At 59.2% G+C, this 19,551-nt stretch carries 23 protein-coding genes; 10 read left to right on the forward strand and 13 right to left on the reverse strand.

The annotated features are described in order from the left end of the window. The first annotated feature begins 23 nt into the window (after positions 1–23). Genes pstB through phoB form a run of 3 tightly spaced genes read left to right on the forward strand, consistent with a single transcriptional unit; the run spans position 24 to position 2,223 of the window. Complete coding sequence (gene pstB, locus ACR3EL_RS08150) at positions 24–803, forward strand: phosphate ABC transporter ATP-binding protein PstB (RefSeq protein ID WP_093962069.1); 780 nt, start codon at positions 24–26, stop codon at positions 801–803. A gap of 16 nt (positions 804–819) precedes the next feature. Further along, a complete protein-coding gene (gene phoU / locus ACR3EL_RS08155; RefSeq protein ID WP_093962068.1) occupies positions 820–1,521 on the forward strand; it encodes a phosphate signaling complex protein PhoU in 702 nt (233 codons plus the stop codon). 12 nt (positions 1,522–1,533) lie between these two features. After that, on the forward strand, positions 1,534–2,223 hold the full coding sequence (gene phoB / locus ACR3EL_RS08160; RefSeq protein WP_480721134.1) for a phosphate regulon transcriptional regulator PhoB: 690 nt from the start codon (positions 1,534–1,536) through the stop codon (positions 2,221–2,223). Between the two features lies 1 nt (position 2,224). Here phoB and ACR3EL_RS08165 read toward each other — a convergent pair whose 3' ends face one another. Then, on the reverse strand, positions 2,225–3,136 hold the full coding sequence (locus ACR3EL_RS08165) for a LysR family transcriptional regulator (protein WP_170338607.1): 912 nt from the start codon (positions 3,134–3,136) through the stop codon (positions 2,225–2,227). Positions 3,137–3,232: 96 nt separating this feature from the next. Between ACR3EL_RS08165 and ACR3EL_RS08170 the strand changes: the two genes are divergently transcribed. Beyond that, positions 3,233–4,462, forward strand: coding sequence for an acyl-CoA dehydrogenase (locus tag ACR3EL_RS08170; protein WP_170338609.1), 1,230 nt, complete (start codon positions 3,233–3,235; stop codon positions 4,460–4,462). A 129-nt stretch (positions 4,463–4,591) separates the two neighbouring features. Beyond that, positions 4,592–5,359, forward strand: coding sequence for an SDR family oxidoreductase (locus ACR3EL_RS08175; protein WP_170338611.1), 768 nt, complete (start codon positions 4,592–4,594; stop codon positions 5,357–5,359). Here the strand turns inward: ACR3EL_RS08175 and ACR3EL_RS08180 are convergent. Genes ACR3EL_RS08180 through ACR3EL_RS08190 form a run of 3 tightly spaced genes read right to left on the reverse strand, consistent with a single transcriptional unit; the run spans position 5,356 to position 7,607 of the window. Next, positions 5,356–6,225, reverse strand: coding sequence for an acyl-CoA thioesterase (locus ACR3EL_RS08180; RefSeq protein ID WP_170338613.1), 870 nt, complete (start codon positions 6,223–6,225; stop codon positions 5,356–5,358). The genes ACR3EL_RS08175 and ACR3EL_RS08180 overlap by 4 nt on opposite strands. Positions 6,226–6,274: 49 nt before the next feature. Beyond that, the gene (locus ACR3EL_RS08185; protein WP_170338615.1) at positions 6,275–7,492 is read right to left on the reverse strand and encodes a serine hydrolase domain-containing protein; all 1,218 of its coding nucleotides are present in this window, start codon (positions 7,490–7,492) and stop codon (positions 6,275–6,277) included. Continuing rightward, positions 7,482–7,607, reverse strand: a complete 126-nt coding sequence (locus tag ACR3EL_RS08190; RefSeq protein ID WP_254920127.1) for a hypothetical protein — start codon at positions 7,605–7,607, stop codon at positions 7,482–7,484. The genes ACR3EL_RS08185 and ACR3EL_RS08190 overlap by 11 nt, the downstream gene beginning before the upstream one ends. A 104-nt stretch (positions 7,608–7,711) precedes the next feature. On the opposite strand from ACR3EL_RS08190, the gene ACR3EL_RS08195 reads away from it, so the two are divergent. Beyond that, on the forward strand, positions 7,712–8,317 hold the full coding sequence (locus ACR3EL_RS08195; protein WP_093962062.1) for a 2-hydroxychromene-2-carboxylate isomerase: 606 nt from the start codon (positions 7,712–7,714) through the stop codon (positions 8,315–8,317). Between the two features lie 4 nt (positions 8,318–8,321). Here ACR3EL_RS08195 and ACR3EL_RS08200 read toward each other — a convergent pair whose 3' ends face one another. From ACR3EL_RS08200 to ACR3EL_RS08210, 3 genes are read right to left on the reverse strand one after another with little or no spacing between them, the layout of a single operon-like run. Then, positions 8,322–9,116, reverse strand: coding sequence for an IclR family transcriptional regulator (locus tag ACR3EL_RS08200; protein WP_367646341.1), 795 nt, complete (start codon positions 9,114–9,116; stop codon positions 8,322–8,324). 10 nt (positions 9,117–9,126) lie between these two features. Then, positions 9,127–10,152 (reverse strand): phosphotransferase, encoded by a 1,026-nt coding sequence (locus ACR3EL_RS08205; protein ID WP_480721143.1) that lies wholly within the window; start codon positions 10,150–10,152, stop codon positions 9,127–9,129. Positions 10,153–10,184: 32 nt separating this feature from the next. Then, positions 10,185–11,003 (reverse strand): SDR family NAD(P)-dependent oxidoreductase, encoded by an 819-nt coding sequence (locus tag ACR3EL_RS08210; RefSeq protein WP_170357836.1) that lies wholly within the window; start codon positions 11,001–11,003, stop codon positions 10,185–10,187. A 154-nt stretch (positions 11,004–11,157) separates the two neighbouring features. Between ACR3EL_RS08210 and ACR3EL_RS08215 the strand changes: the two genes are divergently transcribed. From ACR3EL_RS08215 to ACR3EL_RS08225, 3 genes are all read left to right on the forward strand, one after another. Beyond that, positions 11,158–12,153, forward strand: coding sequence for an NADPH:quinone oxidoreductase family protein (locus tag ACR3EL_RS08215; protein ID WP_480721146.1), 996 nt, complete (start codon positions 11,158–11,160; stop codon positions 12,151–12,153). A gap of 130 nt (positions 12,154–12,283) precedes the next feature. Beyond that, entirely contained in the window at positions 12,284–12,733 is a 450-nt protein-coding gene (aroQ, locus tag ACR3EL_RS08220; protein WP_170338624.1) for a type II 3-dehydroquinate dehydratase, read from the forward strand. Continuing rightward, positions 12,733–13,485, forward strand: a complete 753-nt coding sequence (locus tag ACR3EL_RS08225; protein WP_093962957.1) for a LuxR family transcriptional regulator — start codon at positions 12,733–12,735, stop codon at positions 13,483–13,485. The genes aroQ and ACR3EL_RS08225 overlap by 1 nt, the downstream gene beginning before the upstream one ends. A gap of 346 nt (positions 13,486–13,831) precedes the next feature. On the opposite strand, the gene tsf is transcribed toward ACR3EL_RS08225, so the two are convergent. The 5 genes from tsf to ACR3EL_RS08250 form a co-directional block, all read right to left on the reverse strand. Then, complete coding sequence (gene tsf, locus ACR3EL_RS08230; RefSeq protein WP_170338626.1) at positions 13,832–14,707, reverse strand: translation elongation factor Ts; 876 nt, start codon at positions 14,705–14,707, stop codon at positions 13,832–13,834. A 76-nt stretch (positions 14,708–14,783) separates the two neighbouring features. Beyond that, positions 14,784–15,563, reverse strand: coding sequence for a 30S ribosomal protein S2 (gene rpsB, locus ACR3EL_RS08235; protein WP_093962056.1), 780 nt, complete (start codon positions 15,561–15,563; stop codon positions 14,784–14,786). Positions 15,564–15,731: 168 nt separating this feature from the next. After that, positions 15,732–16,586 carry a lyso-ornithine lipid O-acyltransferase gene (gene olsA, locus ACR3EL_RS08240; protein ID WP_170338628.1) on the reverse strand — a complete coding sequence of 285 codons (855 nt, stop codon included), beginning with the start codon at positions 16,584–16,586 and terminating at the stop codon, positions 15,732–15,734. Continuing rightward, positions 16,573–17,328, reverse strand: coding sequence for an L-ornithine N(alpha)-acyltransferase (olsB, locus tag ACR3EL_RS08245; protein ID WP_170338630.1), 756 nt, complete (start codon positions 17,326–17,328; stop codon positions 16,573–16,575). The genes olsA and olsB overlap by 14 nt, the downstream gene beginning before the upstream one ends. Before the next feature lie 108 nt (positions 17,329–17,436). Next, the gene (locus ACR3EL_RS08250; RefSeq protein WP_093962053.1) at positions 17,437–17,619 is read right to left on the reverse strand and encodes a DUF3553 domain-containing protein; all 183 of its coding nucleotides are present in this window, start codon (positions 17,617–17,619) and stop codon (positions 17,437–17,439) included. A 46-nt stretch (positions 17,620–17,665) separates the two neighbouring features. Here ACR3EL_RS08250 and ACR3EL_RS08255 point away from each other — a divergent pair, with 46 nt between their 5' ends. Beyond that, a complete protein-coding gene (locus tag ACR3EL_RS08255; protein ID WP_093962052.1) occupies positions 17,666–18,262 on the forward strand; it encodes a histidine phosphotransferase family protein in 597 nt (198 codons plus the stop codon). A 9-nt stretch (positions 18,263–18,271) separates the two neighbouring features. On the opposite strand, the gene ACR3EL_RS08260 is transcribed toward ACR3EL_RS08255, so the two are convergent. Beyond that, complete coding sequence (locus ACR3EL_RS08260) at positions 18,272–19,534, reverse strand: glutamate-5-semialdehyde dehydrogenase (protein ID WP_480721153.1); 1,263 nt, start codon at positions 19,532–19,534, stop codon at positions 18,272–18,274. Positions 19,535–19,551 lie beyond the last annotated feature (17 nt).

A 19,551-nucleotide genomic window follows, 5' to 3' on the forward strand; every position in this document is an offset into this window, starting at 1 on the left:
AAAAAACGAAGGACCCGCCACCCGTGGATAGCGCATTGGAACCCGAAACCCTCAAGGTCTCAGCCAGGAACGTGAACGTGTTCTATGGTGACACGCACGCCATCAAGGACGTGAATGTAGAAATCCAGGACAAGACCGTCACGGCGTTCATTGGGCCCTCGGGGTGCGGCAAGTCTACCTTTTTGCGATGTCTGAACCGGATGAATGACACCATCGACATCTGTCGGGTCGAGGGAGAAATTCGCCTGGATGGGGAAGACATCTATGACAAGCGGATCGACCCCGTGCAACTGCGCGCCAAGGTCGGCATGGTGTTTCAGAAACCCAACCCTTTTCCAAAGTCGATCTATGACAACATCGCATACGGTCCGCGCATTCATGGTCTGGCCAAGACCAAGGCCGAACTTGACGAGATCGTCGAGAAATCCCTACGCCGCGGTGCCATCTGGGACGAGGTGAAGGATCGCCTGGATGCCCCTGGTACTGGTTTGTCAGGGGGGCAACAACAGCGCCTGTGTATCGCCCGCGCCATCGCCACAGCACCCGAAGTTCTGTTGATGGACGAGCCCTGTTCGGCGCTGGACCCGATTGCCACCGCCCAGGTCGAAGAGCTGATTGATGAACTGCGTGAGAGGTTTTCGGTCGTGATTGTCACCCACTCGATGCAACAGGCGGCGCGCGTCAGCCAGAAAACGGCGTTTTTTCACTTGGGCAATCTTGTCGAGTTCGGTGATACCGCCCAAATCTTCACCAACCCCGAAGACCCGCGTACCGAAAGCTACATCACCGGCCGTATCGGCTGAGAACAGGTAAAAGACCATGAGCGAACAACATATTGCATCTGCCTTCGACCGCGATCTTGAGGCGGTTCAAGCCCACATCATGAAAATGGGTGGTCTGGTCGAGGCCGCGATCACAGGTGCGGCCCGTTCGCTGGAAACGCGGGATGAGGAACTGGCGCAGCAGGTGCGGCAGGGCGACAAGGCCATTGATGCGCTCGAGGACCTGATCAACGAAGAAACCGCCCGGGTGATCGCTTTGCGGGCTCCCACCGCCGGCGACCTGCGGTTGGTGCTGTCGGTTCTCAAGGTTTCGGCCAACCTGGAACGCATCGGCGATTACGCAAAGAACATCGCCAAGCGTACCACCATTCTGGTCGAGGCCAACCAGATCGGCGGCAGCACCGCCGCACTGCGCCGCATGGCGCGCGAGGTCGAGCGGATGCTGCGTGACGCATTGGATGCCTATATTCAAAGGGATGCTGAGCTGGCCCGTGACGTCATCGATCGGGACCAGGAAGTGGACCAGATGTACAACGGCCTGTTCCGCGAGTTGCTGACCTTCATGGCTGAAGACCCGCGCAACATCACGGCATGCATGCATCTGCATTTCATCGCCAAGAACATCGAGCGGATGGGTGACCACGTCACTGCCATCGCCGAACAGGTGATCTATCTGGTGACCGGCGAACGGCCGACCGAAGCGCGCCCGAAAGCAGACAACACCTCGCAATCTCTGTAGGGAGTGGCCGGCATGCCGACAGGCCAGCCGACTATCCTGATCGTCGATGATGAGCCGGCGCTGCGCGAGGTGCTGGCCTACAACATGCAGTCCGCCGGGTACGAAGTGGTTCAGGCGGCAAGCGGCGAAGAAGCCCTGGTGCTGGTCCAAGAGGTGGCGCCTGATTTGATCGTGCTTGACTGGATGATGCCCGATCTCAGTGGGATTGAGTTGTGTCGTCAGCTAAAGGCACGCCCGCAGACCCGCGCAATTCCGATCATCATGCTGTCGGCGCGGTCGGATGAGGTGGACAAAGTGCGTGGTTTGGAGACGGGGGCCGATGACTATGTGGCCAAACCGTATTCGATGGCGGAGTTGATGGCGCGGATCCGAGCTCAACTGCGTCGGGTACGCCCGGCGGCGGCTGCGGAAACCCTAGAATACGACGACATCATCGTGGACCTCGAAAGCCACAAGGCCAGTCGAGCGGGCAAGCCGCTCCGGATGGGACCAACCGAATTCCGGCTGCTGAGCACCTTCATGGAAAAGCCGGGGCGCGTGTTCAGTCGCGATCAGCTATTGGGCCGTGCCTGGGGGCGTGACGTCTATGTCGATTCCCGCACCGTGGATGTCCATATTGGTCGACTGCGCAAGGCTTTGACGGCATTCGGCGGATCCGACCCCCTTCGAACGGTTCGAGGTGCTGGATACGCGCTGGATTAGCCTACCTGGGCAGTGTTTCGTCGTTTTGGGCCTGAGAAGCCAACCAGTGACGGAAGTGCCGAAGTGTCGGATCTTCGGACTTTGAGCTTGGCCAGACCAGGTAATAGGCCCCCATGGTTTCAACCGGATCCTTGCAGGCCGCAACAAGCCTGCCGGTCGCCAGGTCTTGCTCGATCAGGTAGTTGGGCAGCAAGGCGACGCCCAGCCCATGCAGGGCGGCTTGATTGATGGTCGTGAATTGATCGTGCACCGTACCGGGCAGGGCGCCTGAATGCGGAACACCCATTTGCTTGAACCATTCTTGCCAGGCGCGCGGGCGGGTCTGGATGTGAAGCAGGGGCAGTTTCAGCAATTCGCGCGGATCGTCCGGCGCGCCTCCTGGCAGCAGCGCGGGGGAACATACAGGCAGAACCCTTTCCACCTTCAGCAGCAAGCGCTCGGTGCCGGGCCAATCCGGTTCCCCGAAATGTAACGCGGCATCAAAGGGTTCCGATGAGAAGTTGAATGGCCTCAGACGCGTGGACATGTTGATCGTGATGTCAGGATGCAAACGGGCGAAATCCGGCAGCCGTGGCACCAGCCAACGCATTCCGAATGTCGGCAGGATTGCCAGATTCAGCGTTCCACCCACTGGCGCGACGTGCAGTTTCAGGGAAGCCTGCGCAATTTGGTTCAGACCTTGTCGAATTTCCGCGACATAGTCCTGCGCCACCGGCGTCAACGCCAATCGCTTTTTGTCACGCAGAATGAGCTGCACGCCCAGCTGGGTCTCGAGCGTCTGCAGTTGCCGGCTGACGGCGCTCTGGGTCAGCGCAAGCTCTTCCGCGGCGGCCGAGGCGGAGCCCAGCCGGTCCAACGCTTCGAGCGCGCGAAGCGAAGAAATTGACGGAAAGAGTCGACGAGGCGTATCCATCTATGCGTTTTACTCATGAAAACTTGCAAATGTCTCGCTGTTTTTTGCGTAAATTGCAGGGTAGGGTGCGTGTGAACTTCAGTTTGGAGCCAGAAGATGAACGCCCCCGACACCAAACCTGCATTGCGCGCAAAGGATGCGCCCGATCTTGGCCGCTTTACTTGGTACGATCCGTTCCGCCTGTCTGATCAACTGACCGAGGATGAACGCCTGATCGCCGACAGCGCCCGTGCGTATGCGCAGGAAAAGCTGCAACCTCGGGTAACTCAGGCGTTTCAGAACGAGGAAACCGATCCTGAAATCTTCCGTGAGATGGGCGAAATGGGCCTGCTGGGCACCACCATTCCCGAGGAATACGGCGGGATTGGCGCCGGTTACGTAACCTACGGTCTCGTCGCGCGCGAGGTCGAACGTGTGGATTCCGGCTATCGCTCGATGATGTCGGTGCAAAGCTCGCTGGTGATGTATCCGATCTATGCCTATGGCAGCGAAGAGCAGCGCCGGAAATACCTGCCGAAACTGGCCAGTGGTGAATGGATCGGTTGCTTTGGCCTGACCGAACCGGATGCGGGATCTGATCCGGCTGGTATGAAAACCCGGGCAGAAAAGATCGACGGCGGCTACCGTCTGACCGGCAGCAAAATGTGGATTTCAAACGCGCCAATCGCCGATGTGTTTGTTGTCTGGGCCAAGTCCGATGCGCATGACGGAAAGATCCGCGGCTTCGTACTTGAAAAAGGCGCCAAGGGTCTGGGCGCGCCAAAGATCCAAAACAAGCTTAGCCTGCGCGCGTCAATCACCGGTGAAATCGTTATGGACGGCGTGGAGGTCGACGACAGTGCCTTGTTGCCGCACGTCCAGGGCCTGAAAGGGCCATTCGGATGCTTGAATCGAGCGCGCTATGGCATCAGTTGGGGTGTCATGGGGGCTGCAGAATGCTGCTGGCATGCGGCGCGTCAGTACGGTTTGGATCGAAAGCAGTTCAATCGTCCTTTGGCGCAGACACAGCTATTCCAGAAGAAACTGGCGGACATGCAGACTGAAATCGCGTTGGGTTTACAGGCCAGCCTGACGGTCGGACGGCTGATGGACAAAGCCGAAGCCGCGCCTGAGATGATCTCGATCATCAAGCGGAACAATTGCGGCAAGGCGTTGGATATCGCGCGGATGGCGCGGGACATGCATGGTGGCAACGGGATCTCGTTGGAGTTCCAAGTCATTCGTCACATGGTCAACCTTGAGACCGTCAATACCTACGAGGGCACGCATGATGTTCATGCGTTGATCTTGGGGCGGGCGCAGACCGGGTTGCAAGCATTCTACTGATCCGCAACCCAAAGTGCGCGTAATCGGTATTATGTAATTAAAGTGCAAGGCCTGGCACCGCTACGTTCGCGTTGGCGGTGCTATTTCAACCTGTTACGGTCCTGTGTGAAACCAAGACAGGATGCGCTGATGGACCTTCAAGGCAAAATCGTAGTTATTACCGGTGCAGCCCACGGCATCGGCAAAGGTATGGCGACGCGCTTCGCGGCGGACGGCGCGCGTGTGATCTGTGCGGATATCGATGAAGCCGGTGCCGAAGCCGTCGCGCAGGACATTGGCGGGCATTCGGTCAAATGCGATGTGGCCGACGAACACGAAATCCAGGCAATGATCGAAAGCGTTGAATCCAGCATCGGCCCAATTGATCTGTTCTGTGCCAACGCCGGCATTCTGACGCTTGGCGGTCTCGATGTTCCCGATGCGCATTGGGATAGGATCTGGAAGATCAACGTCATGTCTCATGTGTGGACGGCCCGCCATCTGGTGCCGCGGATGATTGCGCGCGACGGCGGCTACATATTGATCACGGCTTCCGCTGCGGGGCTGCTCAACCAGCCCGGAGCCGCGCCATACGGAGTCACCAAACATGCGGCGGTTGGTTTCGCGGAATGGCTGGCTTTGACCTATGCCGACAAAGGCATCCGGGTCTCGGTCTTGTGTCCTCAGGCCGTCCGATCGGAAATGACCAAAGGGTTTGAAGACTCAGTAGCCGCGATTGATGGCATGCTTGAACCCGAGGACGTGGCACAGGCATGTGTCGAGGCCATTGGGGCTGAGAGCTTTCTGGTTCTGCCGCACCCGCAGGTTCTGGACTACATGCGCTTGAAAACCGCCGATTACGACCGTTGGATTTCGGGAATGAACAAGTTGAATCAGCAGTTTGCAGGCGATACCTAGTCTTTCTTACGAGCGCGGCGCAGAAGGCCTTCCTGCGCGACGGACGCGACCAAGGTACCATCCTGCGTATAGATTGACCCGCGGTTGAAGCTGCGTCCCTGCCCTGTCCATGGCGACTCCATGGAATAGAGATGCCAGTTCTGGAATTGAACCGGCGCATGAAACCAGATCGCGTGATCCAGGCTCGCGCCATTGATTTCGCCCGTGAACCAGCTCAACCCGTGCGGACGCATGCCGGAACTCAGCAGCGCCATGTCCGAGGCATAGGCCAGCAACAGGTGTTGGGTCACGTGATCAGCCTGTTCCGCTGCTCCCATGCGGAACCACAGATGGTTTCGGTCGTCGCTTTTCTCGGGCTGAAATATGTCCAGGGGATCAATCTCGCGCACCTCGATCGGGCGTTCGCGGAGCAATTCGGCGCGCAGCCTTTCGGGAACGCGGTTCAGGTATTTCTGCCGCAATTCATCGCGTGACGGTTGCGTTTCGGGCGCTGGGACATCAGGCATCGCGTGCTGATGGTCCCAGCCTTCATCCTGAATGTGGAACGAGGCCGACATGTTGAGGATCTGCTTGCCGTGCTGGATTGCCACCACGCGCCGTGTGGTGAACGACCCGCCATCCCGTGCGCGATCCACCTGATAGATAACCGGAATTTCCGGATCTCCCGGACGGATGAAATAGGCATGCAGCGAATGGCAAAGGCGGTTTTCGACCGTTCGGTATGCTGCTGCCAAAGCCTGTGCGATGACCTGACCACCAAATATCCGCGTGGGCGTTTCACCGCCGGACCCGGTGCCTCGGAACAGGTCAACTTCAAGGCGTTCAATGTCCAGCAAATCCAACAGAATGCGTTCGGCTTCGGTCATTCGACTCTCTCTGGTTCTGTTCGTGATCGGCCTAGCAGGCCCGCGCGGGTCATTCAATGAGGGCGGCGTGAACCAGCGCTTTGAGTTCCGAGCGTGACGGGTAAGAACTGGAGGGCGACAACTGAGTAAAGAAAACCGCCGACAGGTCGTTCTTTTGGTCGACCCAGAAAAAGGTCGACGCCATTCCGCCCCAACTGAAATCTCCGACCGATCCGGGGGTACGTGCACGGCCCGGGTCCAAAACCACAGCGCCGCCAAGCCCGAACCCCATGCCGTCCATTGGCTGTTCGGCAAAGCTTTGGGGCCCCATGGACGCGATGTCGCCCGGCAAGTGGTTGCGCATCATGAAGTCCACTGTGCTCGGGCCCAGCAGTCGTTGATCACCCACCTGCCCATTTGCGCGTAGCATCTCGGCGAAACGGGCAAAATCGTCGATCGTGCTGACCAGCCCACCACCGCCGGAAAACAGCGTGGCCGCTTCGAATGGCGAGTTTCCGGCCGGATCCACCAATCGCAACGTTTCGCCGCCGGACCTGGCCGCGTTCAGGGCCATCGCGTCCCCCTCGAGCGGTGTGTAGAGCGAGGCGAACCGGTCCCCTGCCCCTTTGGGAACCGAAAACCCGGTTTCGTCCATCCCAAGCGGGCCAAAGATCTCATCGGCAAAGAATTGGCTCAGACTCCTGCCGGACACCACTTCGACCACGCGTCCGATTACGTCGATGCCAACCGAATACTCCCAGCGGCTGCCGGGTTGAAACGCCAGCGGCAATGCAGCCACGGCCCGAACCTGATCGGCCAGCAGACCCTGGTCCGGTTTGAACATCAGGTCCTGAGCATCCATCGCAGCGGGCAGAATGCCCGGGTTGAATGGATAGCTTAGCCCGCTGGTGTGGGTCAGCAGTTGATGCAGGGTCGGCGACGTCGAGTCTTCTGTTTGATCAATGGATTGCGCGTCTTTCCGCAACGCCTTCATGTCGGCGAATTCCGGCAGAAACTCGGACACCGGCGCCTCAAGGTGCATTAGACCTTGTTCTACCAGCATCATCAGCGCTGTCGTGGTTACTGGCTTGGTCATCGAGTAGATGCGAACCAAGGTCTGGCGGTCGAACGGCAAATCACCCTCGAGACTACGCAATCCGCAATCGTGAAAGAACTCTTCGCGCCCGTGCTGCTTCAACAGAAAGGCACAACCGGGGTATTTTCGTTCGTCCACATACCTTTGCATCCATGTCTGAATGCGGTTCAGCCTCGTCCGATCAAACTGCATTGGCCGAAATTTCCCCGTTTTTTCTTTCACCTACGCGCAATCCTGCCGCCCCGTGGCAGAGAAAAACAGCCCAAAAAACAAAGCCGGCAAAAATTGCCGGGCGGGCGATCAGCAAGTCCGCTCTCGGCCACGACCCACGACGCTGTTAGACTGACGGCGTTCTGGATTCGTGATTTGCAGCCGTTACCCCCTGATTTCGCCACCGGCCGGAGGTGCCAGATGACGCAGAACGTGGAATTCGTATACGACTTTTGCAGCCCAAACGCTTACCTCGCTCATAAGGTTTTGCCAGATCTCGCCGCGCGGCACGCGGCCAGGATCCGTTATGTGCCGGTTCTGCTGAGCACAGTTTTCAAGGCCACCAACAACCAGAGCCCATTTCAGGCGTTTTCGGAAAATCGGAAGAAATCGGCGTATCTGACCCATGACCTGCACCGCTTTGCGCGGCGGCGAGGCCTGATCTTTCATATGAGCCCCTATTTTCCGCTGAACACGAAGTTCGCCATGCGTGGGGCAGTCGCGGCGATGGGAAGACCTTGGGAAGGCAGATACATAGATGCCGTTTTTGATGCAATATGGGTGCACGGGCAGAAGATTGACGACCTGAATGTATTGACCGACATCGTTCAAGAACATGAGCTGCCCGTACGAAAAATCCGCGAGGCGATCACCGGCGATTTGGGCAAGCAGACTCTGAAGGATCAGACAAAGGCGGCCGTTCGCCGCGGAGTTTTTGGGGTGCCTAGCTTGTTTGTCGGTTCCGAGATGTTTTTTGGTAAGAACAGCCTGGCCAACGTAGAACTCGAACTCGAGGCGTTGCACTGAGGTTTCAAGGACGCAGTCCCAATTGCCGGGCAGCATCAATAAGCTTGTGCGCGTGGTCTTTTTCAAGCTCTTCCGGGGTCACGTAAAAGCTGGGCCCGCCGATATTCAATCCAAATACCCGCCCGTCGCTGGCGGTGGATACTGGAACGGAAATGGCATGGACGTCGTCCCGCCACAGAGAATATCCGGTACAATAACCTTGTGTATCGTACTCATCCAACGCGGTTTTTATCGAGTCGCGCAGGTGACCTTCGGGCAGGTTCAGATCGCGTCGTGCAGCGTAAACCGCGGTTTCCCTTTGATCCTCGGTCATGCCAACCAGAATGGCCCGCCCCATGGCCGAGGAGAACAACGGCAGCCGGGATCCGACATGCATGGTAAGCGCCACGTTCTGCGTCGACCTGCTGACCGCGACGTATACGACCTCGGCCCGATGCGCTTCGCCGAGGGCGGCCGTCAGGTAAGGATTGGCTCCATCGCGCAGTTCCCTCAGCACCTCGACGGCACGCTCGCATATGTCAGCCGCTCCCAGAACTCCAAACCCCAGGCGCAGCACTCCGACACCAAGCCGATACGAACCGCCTGCGTGGTCCTGAACAAGGTAACCAAGCTGGCACAGCGTATGCGTCAACCGCGAGATCGTTGGCTTGGGCAGACCCGTGCGTTCGGCAAAATCCGTGTTGGTCAGGGCCGTTTCGCCGTGGCGAAAGCACCGCAGCAGTTCAAGCCCCCGCGCCAGTGCAGTGACGAAGTTCCGATCCTTGCCAATGTCGGCGCTTGATGATGTCTCGGATACCACGCCTGCCCCTCTATCCCAGCGCTGCCAGACCATGTTTGGCGAACATCGGCACATAGGCTCCGAATGCGCGCGCCCGGGCCGGATCGGATGCATTCCCGTCCAGAGCGCGTTTGTAGACGCCTTGGAGAATTCCGGCCATGCGGAAGAAGTTGAACGCAAGATAGAAGCCGAAATTGTCGATCCCCGGCAAACCGCGCCGCTTACAATATGAGGCGATGAACTGCTGATCGCTGGGCAGCCCGAGGCTGTCTCGGTCAACACCGGCCAGCCCCCGACCCTCTTTGCCCGGCGGCATCTGCCATTGCATGATTACGGCCGCCAGATCGGCATAGGGATGGCCGATGGTGGACAGCTCCCAATCCAGGACCCCGATGCAGCGGGTTCCGTCCCGCTCGAACATCAGATTGTCGATGCGATAGTCGCCATGAACCAGCGTTCGTTGACCATCATCCGCCGGGATCGAGCTTTCCAGCGCGCCGATCAGCGCATCCATGTCGGCAACCGTTTCGGTTTCCGAGGCGCGATACTGTTTGGTCCAGCGCGCGATCTGGCGTTCAAAGTAGTTGCCGGTCGGTCCGTAGTCGGACAGGCCCACGGCGTCGATATCGACCATGTGCAATTCGGCCAGAACCCGGTTCATCTCATCCAGAACGGCGCTGCGGGTTTCGCTGGTTTCGCCCTTCATGGTCGGTTCCAGAAAATTCCGGCCGACGAGACGCTCCATGACATAGAAGGCAGAGCCGATGATGCTGTCATCCTCGCACAGCACGTACATGCGCGGCACCGGCACTTTGCTGTGCGCCAACGCGGTCTGAACACGGAATTCGCGGTCGACCGCGTGTGCGGATTTCAGCAGAACTCCGGGCGGCTTGCGCCGCAGAACATAGGATTTGCCAGGCGTGCGCAGTTCGTAGGTCGGATTGGACTGACCCACCGTGAACTTCTTCGCCTCAAGCGGACCGGCATAGCCTTGCAGGTTGACGCGCAGATAGGCATCTACGGCGACAAGGTCGAGGGTGTTCGGGTCATCGCTCATGCGATCGACCTCGCTTGATAATGGACCAGGTTTCACAGGGCATCGGCAAAGATGTTTCCTCCGGTCAGAACGTTGATACCACCCGAGACCGGGATCACGGCGCCGGTCACGTAACTGCCGCCGCGTCCGCTGAGGAACAGCATACAGCCCGCGATGTCCTCGTCGCGCCCGACACGGCCCAGCGGGACTGACTTGCCCACTTTCTCGCGTTTTTCCTCGTCAGCCGTGGCAAAGGCGGTCATGCGCGAAACGAACGGTCCCGGTGCCAGAGCATTCACAGTCACGCGGTAGGGCGACAGCTCCTTTGCCATGATCTTGGTCAGATGGATGACGGCCGCCTTGGACGCGGAATAGCTGTAGGCGCCATCACCCATCGGAACTTCTCCCATCACCGATGCGACGTTGATTACCCGTGCAGGATCATCGTCCGAGCCCGATTGCATCAGCAGAGGAAGCAGCTTCTGGGTCAGATGAAAGATGCCGGCGACATTCACGGACATGACTTTGTCCCAGGCGTCATAGGGAAACTGTCCCATAGGAGCGCCCCACGAAACGCCGGCATTGTTCATAAGAATATCAAGCCTTTGGGTGCGGTTGCTCACCTCTTCGACCAGTGCGTCAATGCCGGCCTCGCTGCTGACGTCACCGGCAAACCCTTCGGCGGTTCCGGACGCATCCAGCGCGTTCAGTTCGGCGGCCACAGCTTCGCAGGCTTCGCCCTTGCGCGAGGCGATCAGCACCCGCGCACCCGCGCGCAGCAGAGCCTCGGCTGCCATCCGACCAATGCCGGTCGCGCCGCCCGTGACCAAAGCAGTCTTGCCCGCTAGCGAAAATAAGTTCTCCGGTGTCATCAGCCTCTCCCCATAATTCGTTTTTGTTGCGTCCTGAGTTCTATTTCAGGTCGGGTCAGTTTCACTGTGCAGAATTGCATTTCACATCTGCCTTGACAACATGGTGTCAGGACCCGACCTTCGGGCCGACAAATGGCGAGGATCGGAATACGAAATGCAAGCATTACTCAGCGTCGCCCCGGGTGGTCCGGAAACACTGGAATTGACCACCCTGCCCGATCCAACGCCCAAAAAGGGTCAGGTGCTGATCCGGGTACGTGCGGCAGGCGTGAATTTTCCGGACACGCTGATCATTCGCGATTTGTACCAGATGAAACCACCGCGCCCCTTCGCGCCCGGAGGGGAGGTGTCGGGCGATTTGATCGCCGTTGGAGATGGTGTTTCCGATCTGAAGGTCGGTGACCGCGTTCTGGCCCTGACAGGTCACGGAGGTTTCGCCGAACAGCTTTGCATTCCGGCCGCCAGCGCCGTTACCATCCCGGAGTCCATGCCGTACGAGGATGCGGCTTGTTTCATTTTCACCTACGGAACGTCCTACCATGCACTGAAGGATCGCGCCGGGCTCAAAGGCGGTGAAACTCTGTTGGTGCTTGGGGCCGCTGGCGGTGTCGGCTCGGCCGCGGTTGAATTGGGCAAAGCCATGGGCGCGCGTGTGATTGCTGCGGTGTCCACGGAAGACAAAGCTCAGTTCTGCAGGGATTTGGGCGCTGATGAAACGATCGTCTACTCCAAGGAGATGACGCGAGAGGCGCAAAAAGCGTTCTCGTCAGAAATCAAGAAGCTGGCGGGCGGTGATGGCGTTGACGTGGTCTATGATGCGGTTGGCGGCGACTATGCCGAACCGGCATTGCGCGCGATGGCCTGGAAGGGGCGGTTTCTGGTCGTTGGTTTTCCGGCCGGAATCCCCAATATCCCGTTGAATCTGCCTTTGCTTAAGGGCTGTGAGATCGTCGGCGTGTTCTGGGGCGCGTCCGTATTCCGCGATCCGGCCGGACATGCCGAAAACTTGCGGGAACTGTTTGCCATGTATCATGGCAGCAAGATCAAGCCGCGTATCAGCGCCCGCTTTTCCTTGCCCCGCGCCGCCGAAGCTTTGGAGATGTTGGGCGATCGGTCGGTTCTCGGCAAAGTTGTCGTGTCCATCGACTAGGAACGACATTCACGGTCGTTTCACAGCATGACCCCATGACCTGACCTGCACCCGCTCGCCTCATGAGAGCAAAGCCGGTAGACGCGTTTTCAATTCGCGGCTATGAAACAGGTATGGGGACAGAAAAATAATGCGTACTATTCTTGTATTGAACGGACCGAACCTGAACCTTTTGGGCACACGGCAGCCCGAGGTTTACGGTCATACCACCTTGAAGATGATCGAAGACTTGTGCGTTTCGCATGGCGCATCGATCGGGTTGCGTGTCGAGTGCGCTCAATCAAACCATGAAGGTGTGTTGATCGATGCCATCCACGGCGCGCGCGGGACCCATGACGGGATCGTCCTGAACGCCGGCGCGTATACCCACACGTCAATAGCGTTGATGGATGCCATTTCGTCGGCTGAACTGCCGGTAGTCGAGGTTCACCTGTCCAATATCCACGCCCGCGAGGCATTTCGGCACAAGTCCTACATCTCGGCCGTGGCCATCGGGCAGATCTGCGGCTTTGGCGCTCAAAGCTATGTTCTGGCGCTGGAAGCGCTGGCCGCGCATCTTCAGGAGGGTGGCGGCGCATGATGACGCTCAAGGAATACCTCAACTTTCTGAGCTATGTGAAAACCCTCGAGGAGCTTTGGGCCGCGCACACCGAACAGATGGCCAAGTATGGTTTTGACCGCCTGTTGTACGGACACACACAGTACCGCACCCAAACGTCTTTGGGCGACCCCGAAGATTTCGTGATCCTGACCAATCACTGCAAGGAATACATGGACGGTTTCCTTCGGGATGGTCTGTATTTCCATGCGCCCATGCTGAAATGGGCATTGGATCACGAAGGGGCCGCAAGCTGGAGCATGATCCGTGAGATGATGTCCAGCGGCACGATGACCAACGAAGAACGCAAGGTGTACGAGTTCAACCGCTCGAAAGGTATCACTGTCGGTTACACGATCAGTTTCACTTCGGTGTCCATGCGGTCGAAGGGGGCAATTTCGCTGGCCGCTCTGAACCGCAGCCAGGACGAGATGGACGAGATGTGGGCCGAGCATGGTGATGACATCCTGCTGATGAACAACATCGCCCATCTCAAGATCCTGACCCTGCCCTACAATCCCCCGAACCGCGCCTTGACCAAGCGGCAGCGTGAGGCTCTGGAATGGGTGGGTGACGGCAAAACGACCCAGGACATTGCCCTGCTGATGGGACTGACTTCGGCAACTGTTGAAAAACACCTCAGGCTGGCGCGCGAGGCTCTTTCCGTCGAAACGACCGCACAGGCGGTTTTGAAGGCTTCGCTGCAGAATCAGATGTTCGTAATGGAGGTCTGAAGCCGCTGTCGCACGACGGTTGACCTTAGGTAAGGAATACATGACTTCCTAAAACTGCGCAGAAATTGCACATTGATCCCGTTCCGTGAGTGGTGGCTTTAGCCAAGGAACATTTGGACGGATCTTTGTATTCCCAAGGCTCTCCGTTCGCTCTGACAAAGGGCGCTTATTCGTCCGCGTGCCGATGTCGGAAATTTTGGGGGGCCTCGACCATCCCCATCTTGCGGGGCCCTCCAATTACTACTCTGATCAATCGGAAAATTCGCCAAGAAAAAACCGGTCGCGCGTTGCGCAACCGGTTTCGGGTGTTTTTGGATCAGCCCGGAAAACCCGGGCTGAATAGGCGTCAGCCCTGAGCCGCTTTGGCGACTTCGGCAGCAAAGTCTTCTTTTTCGACCACGATGCCTTCGCCAACTTCCAGACGAACAAAACCGGTGATGGTTGCGCCGGCTTCCTTGGCCGCTGCTTCCACGGTCAGGTCGGGGTTCACAACGAACTGCTGGCTCAGCAGGGTCGATTCCGCAACGAATTTCTTCATGCGGCCCTCGATCATCTTTTCGATGACCTGCTCGGGCTTGCCAGACTCGCGCGCGATGTCCATCTGGACCTGCTTTTCTTTTTCGACAACGGCCGGATCCAGGTCGGCTTCGGACAGAGCGGCCGGGTTCACGGCTGCGATGTGCATCGCGACCTGCTTGCCGATGGCTTCATCGCCGCCCGAAAGAGCAACCAGAACACCGATCTTGCCCATGCCGTTGGTCGCGGCGTTGTGGACATACGAGACTAAGGTGTCGCCCGACAGTTTGGCCATGCGGCGGACCGACATGTTTTCGCCGATGGTGGCGATCTTGTCGGTCAGCGTGTCGGCAACCGACTTGCCGCCGAGATCAGCAGCCAGCAGTTCCTCAACCGAGTCAACGCCCTGGGCTGCATAGGTGATCTTGGCGACCATTTCCTGGAACTCGGCGTTCTTCGCGACAAAGTCGGTTTCCGAGTTCACTTCGACAGCAACACCGTTGCCGCCTTCGACGTGAACGGCAACCAAGCCTTCTGCTGCGGTACGGCCGGATTTCTTTGCGGCCTTTGCCAGACCTTTGGTGCGCAGCCAGTCAACGGCCTCGTCCATGTTGCCGCCGGTTTCGGTCAGCGCTTTTTTCGCGTCCATCATGCCTGCGCCGGTCGAGTCGCGCAGTTCTTTCACCATTGCTGCAGTGATTGCCATCTCTTGGCTCTCCTCAATTCAAACGGAATTGGGGCAGGTCTACCCTGCCCCATATGTCATTTACGTGACGGGCAGCTTACGCTTCGGCCGACGCTTCGGCTTCTTCTGCAACGGCTTCTTCAACCGGTGCTTCTTCGAACTCGCCCAGGTCGACGCCGGCGGCGCCCAGCTGTGCGGTCATGCCGTCCAGCGCAGCACGTGCGGCCAGGTCGCAATACAGTGCGATTGCACGGGCAGCATCGTCGTTGCCGGGGATGATGTAGTCCACACCATCCGGCGAGCAGTTGGTGTCGACGACGGCCACAACCGGAATACCCAGCTTGTTGGCTTCGGCGATGGCCAGCGCTTCTTTCTTGACGTCGATGACGAACAGCAGGTCAGGAACGCCGCCCATCTCGCGGATGCCGCCCAGCGAAGCCTGCAGCTTGGCCTGGTCACGCTCCATGCCCAGACGCTCTTTCTTGGTCAGGCCTTCAGCGCCCGATTCCATGGCTTCGTCGATCTGGTTCAGACGGTTGATCGACTGGGAAACGGTTTTCCAGTTGGTCAGCGTGCCGCCCAGCCAGCGGTGGTTCATGTAATACTGAGCCGACTTTTCAGCGGCTTCGGCGATCGGCTGTGCAGCCTGACGCTTGGTGCCGACAAACAGAACGCGGCCACCTTTGGCGACGGTGTCACGTACCGCCTGCAGCGCCTGGTCCAGCATCGGAACGGTCTGGGTCAGGTCCATGATGTGGATGCCGTTGCGCGCGCCATAGATGAACGGCGCCATGCGGGGGTTCCAACGCTGTGTTTGGTGACCAAAGTGAACGCCAGCTTCCAGCAGCTGACGCATGGTGAACTCGGGAAGAGCCATGCTATCTTTTCCTTTTCCGGTTTTCGCCTTGGCGGGGGTGAAAGAAGCGTTTGCTCCAACCGGCGGCCTTGATGAGGATGTCTCCCTCAAAACGACCAAACCCCGCCTGCGGATTTGAATGCCGCGCGTATACTGCAGGTTGACTGATGGTGCAAGGGGCTTTTACCCCTATTTTTCTGGCCGCGCCAAGGCATGCCCGTGGCGAACGGCCTGCTCGCAATGCGCGGCCAAAGCCTTGCGGTTGTCGAAATCGCTGACCCGCGCCGGAGAATGATAAATCAATTCGACACGCCCCTGCCGCCGCGCGCCCAGCGTCTTCAGAAGATGCGGGGCAAAATCCATGTCCCCCCACCAGCCATAGAACCGGTCCGGCTGCCCGTCGGGCGCGTGGTAGACAACCGAAACCGGCTGAACATACATGAAATCACGCAGCTCATCTGCAAAGAATGCCGCAAAAAGCGTTGTTTTGAATGGCAAAACCCGAAGGCCATCTGTCGATGTGCCCTCTGGAAAAAACAACAGCTTGTGCCCGGCCTTCAGACGGTCTTCGAACAATCTGGTCTGCTCGCGCGCTTTTTTGGGATTACGTTCGATGAACACGGTTCCGGTGGCCCGGGCCAGCCAACCGATGCCGGGCCAATTCGCCACCTCGGCCTTGGACACGAAGTATACACGCTTGCGGGCGTTGAGCGCGAAGATATCCAGCCAGGACGTGTGATTGGCCACAACTGCCCCGCGCTGCTGCATCAACTCACCCGAGCTGGAAAATCCGATCCCAAGAATTCGAAACGCATTGCGACATACGAATTGGGCAATGAACGGCGTTACCGGCCGACGCAGGCCAAAGATGGGTCTTTCGACCAGGCGCACAAGCAACAGAACGATCAGACCACCGAACACCAGCACAGCCAGAGGAAGCCCCCGCAGGATCACCAAAATCCAACCCGACACGCCCAACTCAACCGGGTCCGGGTCGTCCGAGCTGTGCCAGACAGCGCCGTTTGGCACGTCACGCTCCGCCATAGATGCGTCTCTGTCTTTCGTTCATCCGAGTGGTGTCGAGGATCAGGCAAACGTCGGTGGTGTTGAATGCATGATCGATGAATGCCCCCTCGCCCACAAACCCACCCAATCGAAGATAGGCCTTGATCAAGGCCGGAACTTGCAACATCGCACCCCGTCGATCCAGCGCATCTTTCGGAACCAGGTTCATGTTCTGAAAAACATCCGGCTGCGCCCGCACCCGCAGCTCGGGTGGCGCCAAGTGGTTGTGATGCAGCATCGACAGAGGCTGGGCAAGGTGCTTGACGTCTGTGCCGTGAAAACTGGCAACGCCGAACAGAACCTCGATCTCCCGTTCGGACACATATTTCGCGAGGCCATTCCACAAATGATACATTGCGGTTCCGCCGCGATAGTCCGGATGCAGGCAGGACCGGCCGAGTTCCAGCAATTTGCGGCCGCTGTTTTTCAGAACGGTAAGGTCGTATTCATCCTCAGAGTAGAACCGTCCGACTTCAGCTACGCGGTCACCCGGCAACAGGCGGTAGACTCCGACCACTTGTCCGTTGGCGTCGTCATAGGCCAGCATGTGATCAAAATACGGGTCGAACTGGTCGCGCTCCAGACCTTCGGCGTGATCGACCATCTCTCCCCCACCGCCCAGTTCACGCACGAAGACATCATAACGCAGCCGCTGCGCCGCGCGCAGTTCCTCGTCGGTTTCGGCAAGTTTGACAGTGAAAGAAGGGCCCGTATCCGGCATTTGGAATGGTCGTCGTCTTGTTGCGATCCCAGCGCTGATACCGCAGCTGCGCGGCGAATGGCAACACGAACCGGGTGGCGGACACCGTTAACCTTTCCTAAACCAGTTTCAGGGATCAAGAACCGGCATCAAGGCGATGCGTGTTCCGTCAATCACCACTTTGCCCTGGTCGCGAAAGTTCACGGTGATCTTGCCCGCGATGTTGGACTGGACCTGTCCGACGCCCCAGTCGGGGAAATCGGGATGGCGGACATACATGCCCGGTGCAAGAATGGCATTCAGATCTGTCATGCGGCGGCTCCGGGTCGGGCATGGGCGGATACCACAGGAGGTACGCATGGGCGACACCAACGTCAACCTGGCCGAGTTGATCGGCTCTCGGATCTGCCACGATCTGATCAGCCCGATCGGCGCGATCACGAACGGTCTGGAACTGTTGGAGATGGTTGGCGGCACCCAGGGCCCCGAGATGGAGCTGATTACCGGCAGCGTCGGCAGCGCCGGGGCGCGGATCCGGTTTTTCCGCGTGGCCTTTGGCGCGGCCAGCGATCAGCCGCTGGGCCGCAGCGAAGTGACGGACCTGCTGCGCGATGTCGAGCGTGCGGGCCGAGTCCGGGTGCATTGGAACGTCACCGAGGCAATGCCGCGCAATCAGATCAAACTGGCGTTTCTGGCCATCATGTGCTGCGAAAGCGCCATGCCGATGGGCGGCGAGGTCAAGATTGACAGCGTGGGCGACAAATGGACGGTCACCGGTACGGCTGATCGCATGAATGTCGATCCCGACCTTTGGAAAGGCCTCCCGACCGGCACATTCGCCAACAAGGTGACACCGGCGCAGGTCCAGTTCGCCCTTCTGCCGCAGACGGCGGCCGCTCAGGGCCGCCGGGTGTCGGCCGAGACGGGCGCGACCCGCGTGGTGCTGCGGTTCTGACCCGACGCCTCAGGCGCGCGTCGTGCCGTTGCCGCGCACCAGGTATTTGAAACTGGTCAACTGCGCCGCCCCCACCGGGCCGCGTGCGTGCATTTTGCCCGTGGCGATCCCGATCTCGGTGCCCATGCCGAACTCACCACCGTCCGCAAACTGGGTCGAGGCGTTGTGCATCAGGATCGCACTGTCGAGCCGTTCAAAGAAACGGTCGGCGGCGGGCTGATCCTCGGTCATGATGCAATCGGTGTGGTTCGATCCGTATTGGCGGATATGCGCGATTGCCTTGTCGATATCAGCCACCGGTTTTGCGGCGATGATGCTGTCCAGAAACTCCTTACCCCAATCGTCATCGCTGGCCGGCACGGTGCCGTCGATGGCCAGCGCACCTGCGGCATGGACCTCGACGCCCGCGGCCAGCAGCGCGGCGATCACGTCACGCCCCAGCGTTTCCGCGATATCCTGATGCACCAGCAGGCATTCGGCCGCCCCGCAGATGCCGGTGCGGCGGGTCTTGGCGTTCAACACCACGTCCAGCGTTTTCTGCGGATGCGCTGCCTTGTCGATGTAGATGTGCACGATCCCTTCAAGATGGGCAAAGACCGGAACCCGCGCCTCGCGCTGGACCAGCCCAACCAGTCCCTTGCCGCCGCGCGGCACGATGACGTCGACATAGTCGGTCATGGTCAGCAATTCCTGCACCGCCGCCCGGTCACGGGTCGGCACCAGCTGGATCGCATCCTCGGGCAGGTTGGCGGCCTTCAGACCATCGACCAGACAGGCGTGGATCGCGGTCGAAGAATGAAAGCTTTCCGACCCGCCGCGCAGGATCACGGCGTTGCCCGACTTCAGGCACAGCGCCCCGGCATCAGCGGTCACGTTCGGGCGGCTTTCATAGATCACGCCGATCACGCCCAGCGGGGTGCGTACGCGGCGGATGTTCAGCCCCGAGGGCATATCCCATTCGGCCAGAACCTCACCCACCGGATCGGACTGTTCGGCCACGGTGCGCAACCCGTCGACCATGCCCTGAATGCGCGACTCGTCCAGCATCAGGCGGTCCATCATGGCCGGGCTCAGACCTTTTTCGCGGCCATAGCCCAAGTCTTTCCTGTTGGCCTCGATGATCTGCGCGCGGTTCTTCCACACGGCTTCGGCGGCGGCGATCAACGCGGCGTGTTTGCGCTCGGCTGAGGCGAAGGCCAGGTCCCGAGATGCATCCTTGGCGCGCTTGCCAAGATCGGCCATCAGGGCGGGAATGCTGTCAAAGTCCTTCATGTCATCTGCCTTTCCGG

Source organism: Ruegeria sp. BJ3, from assembly GCF_056535665.1.